Genomic DNA, 16,119 nt, shown 5'->3' with positions numbered 1-16,119 from the left:
CGCGTCGTCGTGCGGTGTCTCGTTCTCCGGCGTCACGGGCGGCTCGGCATCGACCGATGCGGTGTCTTCCGTCGGCGCGGGCGCGGCCGTCGCGGCGGCCAGACGCGGCGCGCGGCTGGCGGGCTGCGGACGCGCCGGCGCGGGCGCGCGGCTGGCCTGGACCCGAACCGGCGGGGCCTGCGGCGCCAGATGACGCGCCGGCACCTCGATCACCTCGCCGGCGTTGATCTTGAAGACCGACACGGCGTCGGCCAGGCGCTCGGCCTGTTCCTGCAGCGAGCCGGCGGCCGCGGCGGCCTGTTCGACCAACGCGGCGTTCTGCTGCGTCACTTCGTCCATCTGCGCCACGGCGCGATTGACCTGGTCGATGCCGCCGGACTGTTCGTCGGAGGCGGCCGAGATCTCGCCCATGATGTCGGTCACGCGCTTCACCGAGGCCACGATTTCCTGCATCGTGGCGCCCGCACGCTCGACTTGCTGCGAACCCGTGCCCACCTTGGAAACCGAGTCTTCGATCAGCAGCTTGATTTCCTTGGCGGCCTGCGCGCTGCGCTGCGCCAGCGAGCGCACTTCGCCCGCCACCACCGCGAAGCCCTTGCCCTGCTCTCCCGCACGGGCGGCTTCGACCGCGGCGTTCAGCGCCAGGATGTTGGTCTGGAACGCGATACCGTCGATCACCGACACGATCTCGCTGATCTTGCGCGAGCTCGCCGAAATGCCTTCCATGGTGTGCACCACTTCCGACACCGCCGATCCGCCGCGCTCTGCCACGTCCGACGCGCTCGCGGCCAGCTGATTGGCCTGGCGCGCGTTGTCGGCGTTCTGCTTCACGGTCGAGGCGAGCTGTTCCATCGAGGCGGCCGTCTCTTCGAGCGAGGCCGCCTGCTGCTCGGTACGCGACGACAGATCGGTATTGCCCGCGGCGATCTCGCGCGAGCCCACGTTGATCTCGTCCACGCCACGGCGCACCTGCGACACCGTGCGCGTCAGGCTTTCCTGCATGCGCTTGATGGCCGCCATCAACTGACCGACCTCGTTGCGACCATGGACCTCGACGCGCTGCGTCAGATCACCGGCGGCGATGCGTTCGAACTGTTCGCCGGCGCGCGTGAGCGGCCGCACCACGGCGCGCGTCATGAACAGGTAGGCCAGCACGACCACCAGCAGGATCAGCGCCACGAACACGCCGTACAGCACCATCATGATGTTCGAGGTCTGACGGTAGTCGCCCAGCGTCTTCTCGCTCATGGTCTCGATGTTGGCCGAGAACGCCGTCAGCTTGGCCGCGAAGGCGCCGCTGGCCGCACCGGCCTTGCTGTTCTTGAGATCCAGATAGGTTTTTTCGTCGTTGCGATCGAGCGCCGACATCATCTCGTCAAGCGCGGATGCGAAGCTCTTGAATGCGGCGACGACTTCGGTCTCGTTCTTGCGGCCCAGCTCGGTGCGCTTGGGAATACCCGCGAACGTCTCGATCTTCTTGCTGGCATCGGCATGCAGCTCGCGCACCAGGCGCGTGTTCTCCGCCGCGCCCCTGGCGTCGCCCGCGCGCATCTGACCCGCGGCGATATCGGCGCGGATCGTGGCGCGCAGCATCTGCGCATAGGTGTCCTTCAGCAACGTGTTCTGTTGCACGCTTAAGCTGTCGATCGTGTCCAGTGCGGCGTTGGCCTGACGCGTCGCGTCGAGGCCGAGGCCGATGGAAGCCAGCGCACAGAGCGCCAGCACGAGCAAAGCCAGGAGAAGCCCGGTGCGGATCTTCAGATTGGCCAACATGGTTGCAGTTCTCGCAATTGCTTACGTCACAGCCGGAATGCCCGGCCCGCATGCTGCAACGGGTTCGCGGCCCTCCTGCCGCCAACCCGCCCACTACGAAATGCTTACCGCTACTGCCTTACTACGACTTCAGAACGATTCCCAATCGTCGTCCGCTGCCGCGCTCTTGCGCGGGCTGGCGGGCGGCATGGCCGGCGTGGCCGCTGCCGTGCCCGTGCGGCGCGCGCTGCGACGGGCAGCGCCCGCGCTGGCCGCCGCCGGCTTGCTTGCGGCGGCGCTGGCCGGCTTGCGGGCCGTGGCCAGACGCGGCGGCGCGAGCTTGGGCGCGGCCTCGCTGGCAGCAGCCGGAGCCGCTGCCGGCGCCTGCGCGGCCTGCGCCGGGGCCGGTGCGGCCGGGGCCGCGACGCGCGGGGCCGGGGCCGCTGCGGCGTGCGCGGCCAATTGGCGCGCCGGCACTTCGATCACCTCACCCGCATTGATCTTGAAGACCGACACCGCTTCGGCCAGGCGCTGCGCCTGTTCCTGCAGCGAGCCGGCAGCCGCGGCGGCTTCTTCCACCAGTGCCGCGTTCTGCTGGGTCACTTCGTCCATCTGCGCCACGGCGCGATTGACCTGGTCGATACCGCTGGACTGCTCGTCCGAGGCCGCCGAGATCTCGCCCATGATGTCGGTCACGCGCTTCACGGAGGCCACGATTTCTTGCATCGTGTCGCCGGCGCGCTCGACCTGCTGCGACCCGGTGCCCACCTTGGTCACCGAATCCTCGATCAGCACCTTGATCTCCTTGGCGGCCTGGGCGCTGCGCTGTGCCAGCGAGCGCACTTCGCCCGCCACCACCGCAAAGCCCTTGCCCTGCTCGCCCGCACGGGCGGCTTCGACCGCGGCGTTCAGCGCCAGGATGTTGGTCTGGAACGCGATACCGTCGATCACCGACACGATCTCGCTGATCTTGCGCGAGCTGCTCGAGATGGCTTCCATGGTGTGCACCACTTCCGACACCGCCGAACCGCCACGCTCTGCCACGTCCGACGCGCTCGCGGCCAGCTGATTGGCCTGGCGTGCGTTGTCGGCGTTCTGCTTCACAGTCGAGGCGAGCTGTTCCATCGAGGCTGCGGTCTCTTCGAGCGAGGCCGCCTGCTGCTCCGTGCGCGAGGACAGATCCGTGTTGCCCGCGGAAATCTCGCGCGAACCCACGTTGATCTCGTCCACGCCACGGCGCACCTGCGACACCGTGCGCGTCAGGCTTTCCTGCATGCGCTTGAGCGAGGCGAACAGCTGGCCGATTTCGTTGGAGCTATTGACCTCGACGCGGCTGGTCAGGTCGCCACCGGCGATGCGGTCGAAGTGGGCGCCGGCTTCGCGCAGCGGACGCAGCACGTTGCGGCCGACGAACAGCCCACCGCCCACGCACAGCAGCACGGCGAGCGCCACCAGCACACCGGTCACGATGTTGGCGCGGCTGTGAGCAGCCATGCCTTCGACCACATACTGGTCGGTGATCTGGTCGATGTAGCCCAGATAATCGTTGAGCGCGGCGTTGAACTTGCTGTTGGCCTGCTGCGCGGCCGGATTGGCCTGGATGTATTCGCCGATGGCCTGATTGCGCATCAGCGTCATCTGGCGGTCGGCGACGGCCTGGTATTCCTTGAAGGAGGTTTCCACCGGCGTGGCCCGTTGCTGCAGGTCGCTGGTCTTGGGCGTCTTGAGGAACTGATCGAAGCGCGCACGCGCCTGGGTATTGAGTTCGATCGCGCGCTGCGTGGACTGTTCGGATTCCTTGATCCGGCCTTCCTGCAGATCGATCATCGCGGTGTTCATCATCAACCGCGCACGCAACAGCAGGTTCGCCGACGAGTAGGCGGTGATCGCCTGGTCGGTGAACACGTCATTGACCTGATTCAACTTCTGGTTGCTGGCATTCAGACTCAGCCACGCAACACCATTGGAAACCAGCATGGCCAGGAAGAAGCTTCCCAGCACGATGGCCATGCAAGTGCGTACCTTCAAATTCGCAAACATGATTTTCCGTTTATCTATCGGACACGCGCTCCCCGGAGGGAGCGCGCGTTGGGTGCCTGAACCGCGGTGTTGGAATTAACGACCGCGTGCGAACAGGCTGGATCCTTCGATGCGCGAGAACGCCGCCGATGCGGCATCCAGCGCGACCTTGCGCAACAGCAGTTCGGTCGTCGCTTCGTACATATTCACGTCTTCCAGACCCGACAACTGGGCCGTATAGGACAGCGCGCGGGCATCGCCGGTCGCATCCAGGGCGTCCAGTTCGTTCATGCGGGCGCCCACGGAGGCGCGCACGGTCAGCACGTTGTCCAGGCTCAGCGTGAGCTGCTTGTTGGTCGTCGCGATCTGGTTCACGAGCTTGCTGGAAGCGACCGGGTCACCCTGCGAGGGGTTCTTCAGCGCGGTGATCAGGTCGTTCATCGACGCGAACATGTCCATGTTCGTGCCGTTGGGCGGTTCGACCGTGAAGGCATCGCCGAACTCGGGCTCGCCGCTGATGCGGAACGACACGCTGTCGAACGTGATGGCGTCGCCATCCACGTACGGCACGTCGGTCGGCAGCGTCGCGTCGGGCGGCGTGCTGATCACGGAATACACCATGTTGCCCGCGCCGTCGTCGCCGAACTCGATCGAGTACGACTTGGCCGGATCGACCGGGCCGTTGATCGACAGCGAGCTGAACTGGCCGGTGCCGGCGTTGGCCGGATCGGCCTTGGTGATGTAGGCGCGCGTGCCCGAGGACACGCTCGAGAAGATGGCGGTGCCGATATCGCTCGAGGCGAGCTGGCGGCTCTGATCGACCTGGATCGTGCGCTGGCCCGTGTCACCCTGGTAGGTGATGTTGCCGGCGGCATCCTTGGTGTACGGCTGCGTCTGGCCCTGGAAGCCCGAGAACAGGTACTGGCCGTTGCCGTCCGTCGAGTTGGCCAGACCCATGATCTGGTCACGCGAGCTCTCTAGCGCGCTCACGAGCGCCTGGCGGTCGGCGTCGCTCATCGTGCCGTTACCGGCTTCCACGACGCGCTTGAGCACGTCCTGCAGCGTGGTCACGACCGAGGTGAGCGCGTTGTCTTCCATGCCCAGCGACTGGCGCGCCGTGGCGCGGTTGCCGTCGTAGGTCTTGTTCATGGCCGCGGTCTGCGACACGTTCACGGCCAGCGAGGCGGCGAGCGGATCGTCGGCGGGCGTCAGGACGCGCTTGCCGCTGGACAGCTGCTCCTGCAGGCGCGACAGATTCGCTTCCTGGTTCAGGATGCCGTTCAGGCCGTTCTGGTAAATCAGCGAGGTGCTCAGACGCATGGTCGAACTCCGAATCAGGTGCCGTCAGCGACGGCGCAATCTAGAAATAGTGATCAGCGAATGCCCAGCAGCGTATCGAACAGCACGCTGGCCACGTCCAGAATCTTGGCGCTGGCCTGGTACTGCTCCTGATACACCGACAGGTTGACGTATTCTTCGTTGAGGTTGACCCCCGACACCGACAGATGCGCCGCGTTCTGCTGCTTGATCAGGTTGTTCGACGCCGTCACCGACGACTTCAGGCTCTGGGTGTCCACGCCCACGGTGTTCACGAGCTGCGAGAACTGTTCGTTCAGGCTCATCGTGCCGTTGGCCAGCACCTTGGCGGTCTGAAGCTTGGCCAGCTCGAGGCCGTTGTTGCCGTTGGCGCTGCCGCCGGTGGCATCGGCCAGGGCCAGCTTGGTCGGGTCGCTGATCAGCGCCGTCAGGTCACGGCCCGCGTTGCGGGTGGCCTGCAGCGTCCAGGACTCGCCGGTGACCGCCGTGCCGGTACCCGTGAGGGTCAGGCCGTCGAACTCGAGCGTGTCGGGCGGCGTGCCGGTGGCCGTCAGGTCCATCACGACGCCATCCGACAGACGGGTCACGCGGTAATCGTCACCGCCCACCGCTTCGATGCGATAGGCACTGGCGCGGATCTGGTTGGCGTCGGTGTAAGCCGACTGCCATTCGGCGTTGGACGTGTTGTTGCTGTTGCGGATCGCGGCCGGCGCGGGCAGGCCGAACAGGGCTTCGCCCGGATCGCCATTCAGGTCCACGCCCAGGGCATGCTGCTCGTTCAGCGCCATGGCCAGGCCGATGGCGAGCTGGCCGAGCTGGTCCTGGACGGCGTCCAGCGACTGCTGGCGGAACTGCAACAGGCCACCGAGCTTGCCGCCGCTGATCTTGCCGTCCTGCATCTCGACGGCGACCGTGGTGCCCGTGCCCGAGGGCAGCGAATAGGCCACGGCGACACGGCGCGGATCGGCTTCGGAAGCCACCGCCTGCAGCGGATACACGGTCTTGCCCGACAGCAGCGTCTGGCCGCTGGAGAGCGAAATGTTGAGCGACTCGCCCTGTTCGTAGGTGCGGATGCCCACCAGCTGGTTCAGCTCGGCGACGGCCTGGTCGCGCTGGTCCAGCAGGTCGTTCGGGGCGTGTCCGGTCTTGCCGCGGGCGATCACGATCTGCTCGTTGAGATCGTTGATGCGGCCCAGGTAGCTGTTCACCTGCTCGACCGTGGTCGAGATCTGGGTGTTCAGGCCCTGACGCTGGTTTTCGAGCTGCTGGTACGAGGTGTTGATCTGCGTGACCAGCGTGTTCATCTTGCCCAGCAGATCCTGGCGCACGGCCGGATCGGCGGGCTTGCTGGCCGCGTTGTTCAGACCCGTGAAAAAACCCGACAGCGCCGGCGTGATGCCCACGGTGCGATCGGCGAACAGATTGTTGATCGCCGACATCTGGTCGTACTGGGTGCTCAGCTGGGCACCGCTGCCCTGCGCGCCGACCAGTTGCTGGTACAGAAAGCTGTCGTACTGACGCTTGACGGTGTCGACCTGCACACCGCGGCCAAAGAAGCCCTGGCCGGTGGCGCTCGCGCCGGCGGTCGAGGTGACCACGCGCTGACGGCTGTAACCGACCGTGGTCGCGTTATTGATATTGTGGCTAGTCGTCTCCAGGCCCGCCTGGGAGGAGTTCAGCCCCGTCATCGCCAAGTTGTACAGATTCATGCTGCAAAGCCCCGTAGTGACCGATCACCGGTACAGATACCCGCTTAACGGCAGATATTCACAGAAATTTAGAGACCGCCCGAAAAATCCGCGCTGGCGACCGACAGCCGCATCTGACTCATGATGTTGATGAGTTTTTCGGCATAGCGCGGGTCGGTGGCATAGCCCGCATCCTGGATGCGGCGGGCGGCGTCGACCTCGTTGCGCGCCTGCGTCACGGCCTCGTAGCGCGGGCTGTTACCGATCAGACGGGCGTAGTCCGCGAACGACTCTTCATACGAGCCGTAGGCCCGGAAGGGTTGCGTCACCTTTTGCGCCACGCCATTCACGTACTCGGTGGTCAGCACATTGACGACCTTGCCCTTCCAGCTCGAGCCGGCCTTGATGCCGAACAGGTTGTAGCTGGTACTGCCGTCCGGATGCTTGATCTCGCGTTTGCCCCAGCCCGACTCGAGGGCAGCCTGGCCCAGAATCAGGCGCGCCGGCACGCCGCTCTGATCGGCGGCCGCATTGGCGGCGCGCGACATCTTCGAGACGAAGGCGACCACATGCTCGGGCGCGCCTTCGGCCACGGCCAGCGCGCGATCGCTCGCGCGGTTGTGGCGCAGCACGTCGAGCAGCGCGGCCACGCTGCGCTCGGGCACGGTGCCCGCCTCGCCCAGCACGTAATCGCCGCGCAGATCGCGCCGCACCACGGTATTGCTGGCCGAGCCGGCGCCGCCGATGGCGCTTTCCGGATCCGCGGGCGTGCCCTGCCCCTGTTGCATCTGCGCCAGCAGCGCCTGCGCCAGGCCGATACCCGGCGTGGCGAGCGACAGCGCCATCTGCTCGTCGACCATGCCCTGGACCATCTGCGTCTGCTGCGAGTCGAACAGCCCTTCCTTGGGCGTCGCCTCGCGCATGCGCTTGAGCATCATCTGCAGGAACAGCGCTTCGAACTGGCGCGCGACGGCCTTCTGCTGGGCCGGATCGGCGGGCGCGTCGGCGGCCTGCCGCTTCATGTCGGCCAGGCGTCCCATGTCGAAAATCGATTCTTGGGAGGCCGGGCGCGGAGTGTAGGAAACGAAAGACATGGCGTCAGATGATCTCGAGCTCGGCGCGCAGGGCACCGGCCGTCTTCATGGCCTGCAGGATGGCGAGCAGATCCTGCGGCGTGGCGCCCAGGGCGTTGAGGCCCTTCACCACATCGGCCAGGTTGGCGCTGGTCGTCACGCGCTGCAGCGAGCCGCCTTCCTGGCGCAGCTCGATCTGCGTGTTGGGCGCGACCACGGTCTGACCCTGCGTGAACGGCGTGTCGGGTTGGAACACCTGGTTCTGCTGATTGATCACCACCGACAGATTGCCGTGGGCCACGGCGGCCTCTTCGATCATCACGGTGCGGTTCATCACGACCGAACCGGTGCGGGCGTTGATGATGACCTTGGCCATCGCCGGCGCGCGCTGCACCTGCATGTTTTCGACGCGGGCGAGGAAGCCCGGCATCTGGCCGGGATCGAGCGGACCGCGCAAGGCGACCACGCGGCCGTCCATCACGGTGGCCGTGCCCTGGCCCATCTGGCGGTTGATCGCCAGCGCCACGTTCTGCGTGGTGCCGAAATCGGTGTCCATCATCTCGAGATAGACCATGCCGTCTTCGGCGAAGGTCGTGGCCACCGGCCGCTCGATGATGGCGCCCGAGCTGATGCGGCCGCCGTTGAGCTGGTTGATCTGAACGCTGGAGCCACCGGCGGAGGCGCCCGCGCCGCCGACCAGGATGTTGCCCTGGGCGATGGCGTAGGTCTGGCCGTCCGCGCCCTTGAGCGGGGTCATGAGCAGCGTGCCGCCGCGCAGGCTCTTGGCGTTACCCATCGAGGAGACGACCACGTCCATGGTCTGGCCCGGCCGCGCGAACGCAGGCAGCGTGGCCGTCACCATGGCCGCGGCCACGTTCTTGAGCTGCATGTTGCTGCCCGGCGGCACGGTGATTCCGAGCTGCGACAGCATGTTGGTCAGGCTTTGCTGCGTGAACGGCGTCTGGCGCACCTGGTCGCCGCTGCCGTCCAGGCCGACCACGAGGCCGTAACCGATCAGCTGGTTGCCGCGCACGCCCTGGAAGGTCGCGAGGTCCTTGATGCGTTCGGCGTGGGCGGCGCCCACCGCCAGGCTGCCCAGCAGGCAGGCCCGCGCCGTCAGGCGCAACACGGAAAGGAGCGTGGTGCGAAGTGTCATGGGATCAGAACGGCGAAGCCATCAGGAAGAAACGTTGCAGCCAGCCCATGGTCTGGACTTCGTCCATGACGCCTTTGCTGCGATATTCGATGCGCGCGTCGGCCACGCGGGTCGACGAGACGCTGTTGGTGCCGGTGATCGAGCGCGGATCGACCACGCCCGAAATGCGCACGTACTCGCTGCCGCGGTTGATCGCGATCTGCTTTTCGCCGGCGATCTGCAGGTTGCCGTTGGGCAACACGCCCATCACCGTCGTGGTGATGGTGCCGGTGAACGTATTGTTGGCGCTGCTGCCGCCGCGGCCGTTCGCCGTGTTCTCGCTCGTGATGTCGGTGTTCAGCTTGTCGTTGATGATCCCGTCCATGAAGCGCGGCGCCGCGGCGATGCCCAGCGTCGTGGCACCGGTGCGGCTGGTGTTGGTCGCCACGTTCTTGGCGGCATTGGTGCGCTCTTCGACGATGATGGTCACGATATCGCCCACGTTGCGCGGCCGGCGATCCTCGAACAGAGGATAGTTGCCGTAAGCGCTCGGCTGATAGATCGAACCATTCGGGCGCAGCCCCGCGGGCGTGGGCGCCGGCGGCGCGGCCGTGGTGGGTCCGAGCACGATCGGCTCGGGCGGGATCATGGCGCAACCGGTCAGGGCGCACAGCGCCAGACCGGTCAATACACGCAGAACACGAGTCAGCATCACAGTTGCGTCAGGCGAGCCAGCATTTCATCCGAAGTCTTGACGGCCTTGCTGTTCATTTCGTAGGCGCGTTGCGTGGTGATCATGTTCACCAGCTCTTCGGCCACGTTGACGTTGGACGTCTCGACATAGTTTTGCAGCACCTGGCCAGCGCCATCCAGACCGGGCTGGAGCAGGTTGGCCGGACCCGACGAATCGGTTTCGAGGTACAGGTTTTCACCCACGCTCTGCAGACCGGTCGGGTTGATGAAGGTGGCGAGCTGAAGCTGGCCGACCTGCACGTTGGTGCCCGCGGCGCCCGGCTGGGTGATCGACACCGTGCCGTCCTTGCCGATGGTCAGCGACAGCGCGTTGTCGGGGATGTTGATCGGCGGCTGGATCACGTAGCCGCTCACGGTGGTGAGCTGACCGTTCTGATCGACCTGCAGCGCGCCGTCACGCGTGTAGGCCTGCGTGCCGTCGGGCAGCTCGACCTGCAGAAAACCGCGGCCCATGATGGCGATGTCCATCTCGGCGCCGGTGTTGTTCATGTTGCCCTGCGTGTGGATACGCTCGGTGGCGGCCACGCGCGCACCGGTGCCCAGCTGCAGGCCCGACGGAAGCTGGTTGGCATCGCCGACCTGGGCGCCCGGCTGGCGCAGGGTTTGGTACATCAGATCCTGGAAGACGGCACGGCCACGCTTGAAGCCGTTGGTCTGGACGTTGGCCAGGTTGTTGGAAATGACGTCCATCGAGGTCTGTTGACCCTCGAGGCCCGTCTTCGAAATCCACAGCGAACGCATCATGGTAAAAACTCCTGGCGCGCCGCGGCGGCGCGCACCTTGCTAAGCGATTTGAAAAGGTCAGCTGGTCGCCGACAGAATGCTGTTGGCGCGTTCCGCGTTGCGGTTGGCTTCCGTGATGACCTGCATCTGCATTTCGTAGCGGCGGGCGTTGTCGATCATGCCGACCATCGCACCGGCGGCGCTCACGTTGCTGTTCTCGAGCACGCCGGACAACACGCGCAGCGCGGGGTCGGCGGGCAGCGGACCCGCCGGCTGACCGTTGGCCTGCGCGTTCAGGCGGAACAGGCCGTCGTCGCCGCGCACCAGCTGCTGCTCGGGCGGATTGACGAGCTTGATCCGGCCCAGGTTCAGAATGTTGTTGGGCGGATCGCCCGCGCCGATACCCGTGATCGTGCCGTCCGACGCGATCGTCAGCGAGGCCTGGTCGGGGATATCGATGATGCCGTTCTGATCCGACAGCACGGGCACGCCGTTGGCCGTCTGCAGCACGCCGTTGATGCCCACCGTCAGGTTGCCGGCGCGGGTGTACGCCTCGCCTTGCGGCGTCTGGATCGCCAGCCAGCCCTGCCCCGCCAGCGCGACGTCGAGGTCGCGGCCGGTGGTCTGCACGTCGCCGAGCGTGAATTTCGAACCGGGCGTGGTCGCCACGGTCGAGACCCGCGTGGGCAGCGAGGTGCCGTCGGTCATGGGGACCGACCGCAGCATCGAGATCTGCTCGCGGAATCCCGGCGTGTTGACGTTCGCCAGGTTGTTGCTGATCGCGGCCTGATGCTCCGTGATCCGCGCGGCGCCGTTCATGGCGGTAAAGACAATGCGATCCATGGCGTGCTTCCGTTACCGTCGCTTAGCGCATGTTCATCAAGACTTGCATGACTTCGTCCTGCGTCTTGATGGTCTGAGCGTTGGCCTGGTACGTACGCTGAGCAATGATCATGTTGACCAGTTCCTTGCTCATGTCGACGTTCGAGGCTTCGAGCGCCTGGCCGGCCAGCGTGGCCAGGCCATTGGTGCCGGGCTGGCCCAGCACGGCCTGGCCGGATTCGGCGGTTTCGGCCCAGGCGTTGTTGCCCACGGGCTGCAGACCCTGCACGTTGTTGAAGTTGGCCAGCGCGATCGTGCCGATCACCTGCGATTCGCCGTTGGTGTACTTGGCTTCGAGGCTGCCGTCCTTGCCGATCGTGATGCCCGAGAACTCACCGCTGGCGTAGCCGGTCTGGGTCATCTTCGGGTTGAAGTCGCTGCCGAACTGCGTGGTGCCGTTGTAGTTCAGCGTGATCGCCAGCGGCGCGGCCGGCGAGGTCGTGCCGCCCGGCGTGGCGTAGTTGATCGTCATGTCGGCGGGCGTCGTACCGGTCATCACGCCAGCGCTGCTGAACGTGAAGGTGGCGTTGGCGGCGGCGCCGGCGCCCACGGTCATGGCCTGGCCGTCGAGCTGGTAGTACACGTCGTACACGCTTTCACCGGCGACGGCGGCGCGCTTCACGAAGTACTGCGTCATCTGGTGCGCGTTGCCCAGCGAGTCGTACACGGTGTAAGGCACCGAGGTCGTGTAGGTCGAATCGTCGGCGGCGTTGAACACCGGCGTGGCGGGAATGACGGGCGCGTTGGCGTCCAGGTTGGTCTGGACGGTCATGGCGTCGGTGGCGCGCGGGGCGATGTTGCCCTGCGGCAGCGTCAGGCCGACAGGCGCGGCGCCCACGCCACCCGGGGGATAGCCGGTCAGCTGGAAGCCCTGGGCGTTCACGATGCGGAAGTCGCGATCGATACCGAACTCGCCGTTACGCGAATAGAACACCGAGCCGCTCGGATCGAGCAGGCGGAAGAAACCCTTCGCGCCGTCGATGGCGATGTCGTACTCGCCGCCCGTGGTCGAGATGTTGCCGACCGTGAAGCGCTGGTTGATGGCCGAAACCTTCACGCCCAGACCGACGCGCGAGCTGGCATAGACGTCCGCGAACGACGCCGAGCCCGACTTGAAGCCGACGGTGCCCGAGTTGGCGATGTTGTTGCCGATGACGTCGAGGTTCTGCGAAGCGGCATTCAAGCCGCTCAATCCTTGTCCGAAACCCATGATTTATCCTGTAGCTCTCAAAGTTGTAGAAAGCGCCGCACCAAAACGCGGCATGTCTTGCCTGTCGTTTCAGGTGCCCAAAATCTTGCGAATGTCCAGCATGCTGACCTGGCCGTTCAGGCCCAGATCGAGACGCAGGCCTTCGGTCGAGTACGCCACGCTCTTCACTTCGCCGTAGGTCAGTGCTTCGGCCTTGACGGTCTTGCCGTCGGCATCCAGCGCCGACACATTCACGGTGTACTTGCCGTCGGCCAGCGGCGCGCCGCCGTCGTTCATGCCATCCCACGAATACGTATAGACGCCGGCGTCCATCGCGCCCAGGTCCACGGTGCGCACCACGGAGCCCGCGGCGTCGAGCACCTTGACGGTGACCTTGGCGGCCGCGCCCTGCAGATCCAGGCCGTAAGGCGTGGCTTCGCGCTGCGTGCTGTCGAGCGGGTTGGTGCCCAGGGCGATCTTCGAGCCCGGCACCATCACGCCCTTGCCGATCAGCGCGGCGGCGCTCATGGATTGCGACACGTCGATCTGGCCGCTGATGGCCAGCATGGTGTTGCGCAGGTTGTTGATGCCTTCCACCGTGGAGATCTGCGCGAGCTGCGAGGTGAGCTCGGCGTTTTCCATCGGGTTCAGCGGATCCTGGTTCTTGAGCTGCGTGACGAGCAGCGTCAGGAACTGATCCTGGATGCTCTGGGCCGCGCCCGAGCTGCCTGCGCCGAGCTTGGCCAGCGCGGCGCTGGTGGTGGAGGTATTGGAATCGACCGTGGTCATCGTGTGCTCCAGGCTCAGTTCTGACCGATGGTCAGGGTCTTGGCCATCAGTTGCTTGGCGGTGTTCAGCACTTCGACGTTGGCCTGATAGGAACGCGAAGCGGCAATCATGTTGACCGTCTCGGCCACGGGATCGACGTTGGGCATCTGCACGTAGCCGTCCTGGTTGGCCATCGGGTGGTTGGGGTCGTAGACCAGCTTGAACGGCGACTGATCCTGGATCACGCCGGCGACCTTCACGCCACCGACCTCTTCGCCGAAACGCTGGCCGGCGGGCGGGTTCACCTGGAACACCACCTGACGGGCGCGGTAAGGCTGGCCGTCCGGGCCCGCGACGCTGTCCGCGTTGGCCATGTTGCTGGCCGACACGTTCATGCGCTGGGACTGCGCGGAGAGCGCGGAACCGGCGATATCGAAAATGCTCAACAAAGACATACGGGCAAGCTCCCTCTAAGCCACGCGGCGGACCGGCGGCGCTTATTCCGAAATGGCGGACTGCAGCGAGCGGATGCGGCCGCTCAGCACTTGCAGCGTGCTCTGGTAATGCAAGGTGTTTTCGGCGAACCGGACGCGTTCGTTGTCCATGTCCACGGTGTTGCCGTCCAGGCTGGCCTGGTACGGCAGGCGGTATTGCAGCTCGGTGGCGCCGGCGGGCGACTGGGCCTGCGCCGGGATATGGCGCGCCGAGGTCAGCGCCAGGCTGGTGTCGGGCAGACGCATGTTGCGGTTGTCGAGCGCGCCTTCCATGGCCGCCTTGAAGTCGAAGTCACGCGCCTTGTAGTTGGGCGTGTCGGCATTGGCGATGTTCGACGACAGCACTTCCTGACGCTGCGCGCGCAAGGAGATCGCCTGCTGGAAGAAGCGAAAGTCCTGGTTGAGCCGGTCTAGCATGGGTGCCCTTGTTGCCTGAGAGTTGATCCAGTCGCGTACCGGGCGGGGACATCTCACGAAGAGGCATCGGACCCGCGTGGCGCCCGGCCAGACGAGGCCAGGGCTTTTTTACGCATGACGGCATCTTAGGGGTGGGGGCAACAACACAATCAGGTAAATAACCCAATAATTCCAACGCAATTCCAATCTTGCGAAGGTCGGCACACTTCTACAATCGTGTTCCATGAACACCGCCCTGCCCTCCCGACCGCGCTCCTCGCTGGCACGCCGCGCCGCCTTCGCCCTCTGGGCCGGCGCGCTCACGGCATGCGCCACGCCCGCTCTGGCTCAGGGCACCGCGGCACACCAGGATGCCGAGGCCGTGGCGCAGGTCGCGCGCGGCTTTCTGCTCGGCCAGCTCGCCAGTCTGGGCGGCGCGCCCACGATCACGCTCGATCCGGTCAAGACCGAGCGCCTCGCGCCCTGCGACAGCCTGGTGCCCTTCCTGCCATCGGGCATGCGCGTGCGTGCCCGCATGACGGTCACGGTGCGATGCAACGCGCCGCAAATCTGGACCACGTATGTCCAGGCCACGGTCAGCGTGCCCGGCGAATACTTCGTGGCGGCGCGCCAGATCGGCGCGGGCGCCGCGATCCACCCCGACGACGTCACCACCCGCGAAGCGGATCTGGTGTCGCTGCCGAACGGCGCCATCACCGATATCGACGCGATCATCGGCATGCAGGCCACCCGGCGCATCGGCGCCGGCCAGGCCATCCGCGGCAACGCCCTGCGCAGCGCGGCCTCGGTCACGCGCGGCCAGGTGGTCCGCATCACGGCCCGCGGCGCCGGCTTCGTCATCTCCAGCGAAGGCCAGGCGCTCGACGATGCCGCGCCCGGCGCGATGGTCCAGGTACGCACCACATCGGGGCAAATCGTCAGCGGCGTGGTCCGCAGCGCCGGCATGGTGGAAGTCCAGCTCTGATTTGTGTTACATATGACACATCACCTTTACCGGCCTGGGCTAAAGTTCGCCATTCCCGTGTCGTTACAGAGGCATAACCTGGCAACGCCGCCCATGCATCGCGGCGTACGACTCGCCCAGTGGAGAATAAATTGAAGATCAATCCGTCCGCGACCCGCGCCGTCACCCCCAACACCGTCAGCCGGAATGAATCCGGGCTGGCGCAGGCCTATGGCTCGGGCAAGGACAGCAACGCCGGCAGCTCCCAGGTCGCCCTGAGCGGCGCATCGCGCCAGCTGCTGGCCTTGCAGGACGGCAGCAACGACATCAACGTCGAGCGTGTCGCCGCGATCCGCGCCGCCATCGCCTCCGGCCAACTGAAGATCGACCCCACCCGCATCGCCGACAGCCTGATCGCCAGCGCCAAGGAATTGCTCAAGTAATCCGTCCCGCGCCCTCGCGCCCGACCCATGAACTACGCTGATCAGCTCAAAACCTGTCTCGAACGCGAAACCGCGCTTGTGGTCGAGTTCCTGTCCGCCCTGGACACGGAAGCCGAGGCCCTGGTCGACCGCAAGGCCCACGAGGCCCTGCACCTGGCCACGCAACAGAAAGAAGCCCTGGCCGAGAAGCTCGTGCTGCTCAGCCAGCAGCGCGACGCCCTGCTGCTGGCCCTGGGCCTGAGCACCGGCCACGGCGGCACCGAAGCGGCGGTCGCCATGCATCCCGAGCTGAGCCCGATCTGGGAATCGCTGCAGGTCCATGCCCAGGAGGCCCGCGACCGCAACGCCCGCAACGGCGCGCTGATCGAGGTCAACCTGCGCTCGACCACCGAATCGCTCGACATGCTGCGCCAGCTCGGCGGCACCAACAGCACCACCTACGACGCCAATGGCCGGGGCAAGCGCCCGGGCTACGGCGCCTACGGCGGCGCCCGCAGCATCGTCGCCACCTGATCTGCGGGTC

16 protein-coding genes are annotated in these 16,119 nt (G+C 66.1%); 3 read left to right on the top strand and 13 right to left on the bottom strand.

Features of this window, described 5'->3' with window-relative positions:
- The 13 genes from CAL25_RS08235 to flgB all read right to left on the bottom strand — a co-directional run.
- On the bottom strand, positions 1–1,773 hold a 1,773-nt coding region (locus CAL25_RS08235), incomplete at its 3' end, for a methyl-accepting chemotaxis protein (protein WP_094799442.1).
- Between the two features lie 129 nt (positions 1,774–1,902).
- The gene (locus CAL25_RS08230; protein ID WP_094799441.1) at positions 1,903–3,792 is read right to left on the bottom strand and encodes a methyl-accepting chemotaxis protein; all 1,890 of its coding nucleotides are present in this window, start codon (positions 3,790–3,792) and stop codon (positions 1,903–1,905) included.
- Positions 3,793–3,867: 75 nt separating this feature from the next.
- Complete coding sequence (flgL, locus tag CAL25_RS08225) at positions 3,868–5,091, bottom strand: flagellar hook-associated protein FlgL (protein ID WP_094799440.1); 1,224 nt, start codon at positions 5,089–5,091, stop codon at positions 3,868–3,870.
- A gap of 53 nt (positions 5,092–5,144) precedes the next feature.
- The gene (gene flgK / locus CAL25_RS08220; RefSeq protein WP_094799439.1) at positions 5,145–6,797 is read right to left on the bottom strand and encodes a flagellar hook-associated protein FlgK; all 1,653 of its coding nucleotides are present in this window, start codon (positions 6,795–6,797) and stop codon (positions 5,145–5,147) included.
- A 68-nt stretch (positions 6,798–6,865) separates the two neighbouring features.
- On the bottom strand, positions 6,866–7,870 hold the full coding sequence (gene flgJ / locus CAL25_RS08215) for a flagellar assembly peptidoglycan hydrolase FlgJ (RefSeq protein WP_094799438.1): 1,005 nt from the start codon (positions 7,868–7,870) through the stop codon (positions 6,866–6,868).
- A 4-nt stretch (positions 7,871–7,874) separates the two neighbouring features.
- Positions 7,875–9,005 carry a flagellar basal body P-ring protein FlgI gene (locus tag CAL25_RS08210; protein ID WP_094799437.1) on the bottom strand — a complete coding sequence of 377 codons (1,131 nt, stop codon included), beginning with the start codon at positions 9,003–9,005 and terminating at the stop codon, positions 7,875–7,877.
- A gap of 4 nt (positions 9,006–9,009) precedes the next feature.
- Positions 9,010–9,696: a flagellar basal body L-ring protein FlgH gene (locus tag CAL25_RS08205; protein WP_094799436.1), complete on the bottom strand. Its 687-nt coding sequence runs from the start codon at positions 9,694–9,696 to the stop codon at positions 9,010–9,012.
- Positions 9,696–10,481: a flagellar basal-body rod protein FlgG gene (flgG, locus tag CAL25_RS08200; protein ID WP_094799435.1), complete on the bottom strand. Its 786-nt coding sequence runs from the start codon at positions 10,479–10,481 to the stop codon at positions 9,696–9,698. The genes CAL25_RS08205 and flgG overlap by 1 nt, the downstream gene beginning before the upstream one ends.
- A gap of 57 nt (positions 10,482–10,538) precedes the next feature.
- Complete coding sequence (locus tag CAL25_RS08195) at positions 10,539–11,303, bottom strand: flagellar basal body rod protein FlgF (protein ID WP_094799434.1); 765 nt, start codon at positions 11,301–11,303, stop codon at positions 10,539–10,541.
- Between the two features lie 22 nt (positions 11,304–11,325).
- The gene (gene flgE / locus CAL25_RS08190) at positions 11,326–12,552 is read right to left on the bottom strand and encodes a flagellar hook protein FlgE (protein ID WP_094799433.1); all 1,227 of its coding nucleotides are present in this window, start codon (positions 12,550–12,552) and stop codon (positions 11,326–11,328) included.
- Between the two features lie 69 nt (positions 12,553–12,621).
- On the bottom strand, positions 12,622–13,320 hold the full coding sequence (locus CAL25_RS08185; RefSeq protein ID WP_094799432.1) for a flagellar hook capping FlgD N-terminal domain-containing protein: 699 nt from the start codon (positions 13,318–13,320) through the stop codon (positions 12,622–12,624).
- A 14-nt stretch (positions 13,321–13,334) separates the two neighbouring features.
- The gene (gene flgC, locus CAL25_RS08180; protein ID WP_094799431.1) at positions 13,335–13,754 is read right to left on the bottom strand and encodes a flagellar basal body rod protein FlgC; all 420 of its coding nucleotides are present in this window, start codon (positions 13,752–13,754) and stop codon (positions 13,335–13,337) included.
- A gap of 42 nt (positions 13,755–13,796) precedes the next feature.
- A complete protein-coding gene (gene flgB, locus CAL25_RS08175) occupies positions 13,797–14,210 on the bottom strand; it encodes a flagellar basal body rod protein FlgB (RefSeq protein ID WP_094799430.1) in 414 nt (137 codons plus the stop codon).
- Between the two features lie 223 nt (positions 14,211–14,433).
- Between flgB and flgA the strand changes: the two genes are divergently transcribed.
- The 3 genes from flgA (at position 14,434) to CAL25_RS08160 (ending at position 16,109) form a co-directional block, all read left to right on the top strand.
- Positions 14,434–15,174 (top strand): flagellar basal body P-ring formation chaperone FlgA, encoded by a 741-nt coding sequence (flgA, locus tag CAL25_RS08170; protein ID WP_094799429.1) that lies wholly within the window; start codon positions 14,434–14,436, stop codon positions 15,172–15,174.
- Between the two features lie 131 nt (positions 15,175–15,305).
- Positions 15,306–15,596 carry a flagellar biosynthesis anti-sigma factor FlgM gene (gene flgM, locus CAL25_RS08165; RefSeq protein ID WP_094799428.1) on the top strand — a complete coding sequence of 97 codons (291 nt, stop codon included), beginning with the start codon at positions 15,306–15,308 and terminating at the stop codon, positions 15,594–15,596.
- A gap of 27 nt (positions 15,597–15,623) precedes the next feature.
- Positions 15,624–16,109 (top strand): flagella synthesis protein FlgN, encoded by a 486-nt coding sequence (locus CAL25_RS08160; protein ID WP_094799427.1) that lies wholly within the window; start codon positions 15,624–15,626, stop codon positions 16,107–16,109.
- Positions 16,110–16,119 lie beyond the last annotated feature (10 nt).

This window comes from Bordetella genomosp. 5 (assembly GCF_002261315.1).
Lineage (GTDB): Bacteria > Pseudomonadota > Gammaproteobacteria > Burkholderiales > Burkholderiaceae_B > Bordetella.
The sequence above is the reverse complement of the archived record's forward strand: the minus strand, read 5'-3'. Positions and strand labels throughout refer to the sequence as shown.

Coding starts and splice junctions, on each gene's coding strand:
- CAL25_RS08230 (WP_094799441.1), bottom strand. CDS start 3,792: ATGTTTGCGAATTTGAAGGTACGCACTTGCATGGCCATCGTGCTGGGA.
- flgL (WP_094799440.1), bottom strand. CDS start 5,091: ATGCGTCTGAGCACCTCGCTGATTTACCAGAACGGCCTGAACGGCATC.
- flgK (WP_094799439.1), bottom strand. CDS start 6,797: ATGAATCTGTACAACTTGGCGATGACGGGGCTGAACTCCTCCCAGGCG.
- flgJ (WP_094799438.1), bottom strand. CDS start 7,870: ATGTCTTTCGTTTCCTACACTCCGCGCCCGGCCTCCCAAGAATCGATT.
- CAL25_RS08210 (WP_094799437.1), bottom strand. CDS start 9,005: ATGACACTTCGCACCACGCTCCTTTCCGTGTTGCGCCTGACGGCGCGG.
- CAL25_RS08205 (WP_094799436.1), bottom strand. CDS start 9,696: ATGCTGACTCGTGTTCTGCGTGTATTGACCGGTCTGGCGCTGTGCGCC.
- flgG (WP_094799435.1), bottom strand. CDS start 10,481: ATGATGCGTTCGCTGTGGATTTCGAAGACGGGCCTCGAGGGTCAACAG.
- CAL25_RS08195 (WP_094799434.1), bottom strand. CDS start 11,303: ATGGATCGCATTGTCTTTACCGCCATGAACGGCGCCGCGCGGATCACG.
- flgE (WP_094799433.1), bottom strand. CDS start 12,552: ATGGGTTTCGGACAAGGATTGAGCGGCTTGAATGCCGCTTCGCAGAAC.
- CAL25_RS08185 (WP_094799432.1), bottom strand. CDS start 13,320: ATGACCACGGTCGATTCCAATACCTCCACCACCAGCGCCGCGCTGGCC.
- flgC (WP_094799431.1), bottom strand. CDS start 13,754: ATGTCTTTGTTGAGCATTTTCGATATCGCCGGTTCCGCGCTCTCCGCG.
- flgB (WP_094799430.1), bottom strand. CDS start 14,210: ATGCTAGACCGGCTCAACCAGGACTTTCGCTTCTTCCAGCAGGCGATC.
- flgA (WP_094799429.1), top strand. CDS start 14,434: ATGAACACCGCCCTGCCCTCCCGACCGCGCTCCTCGCTGGCACGCCGC.
- CAL25_RS08160 (WP_094799427.1), top strand. CDS start 15,624: ATGAACTACGCTGATCAGCTCAAAACCTGTCTCGAACGCGAAACCGCG.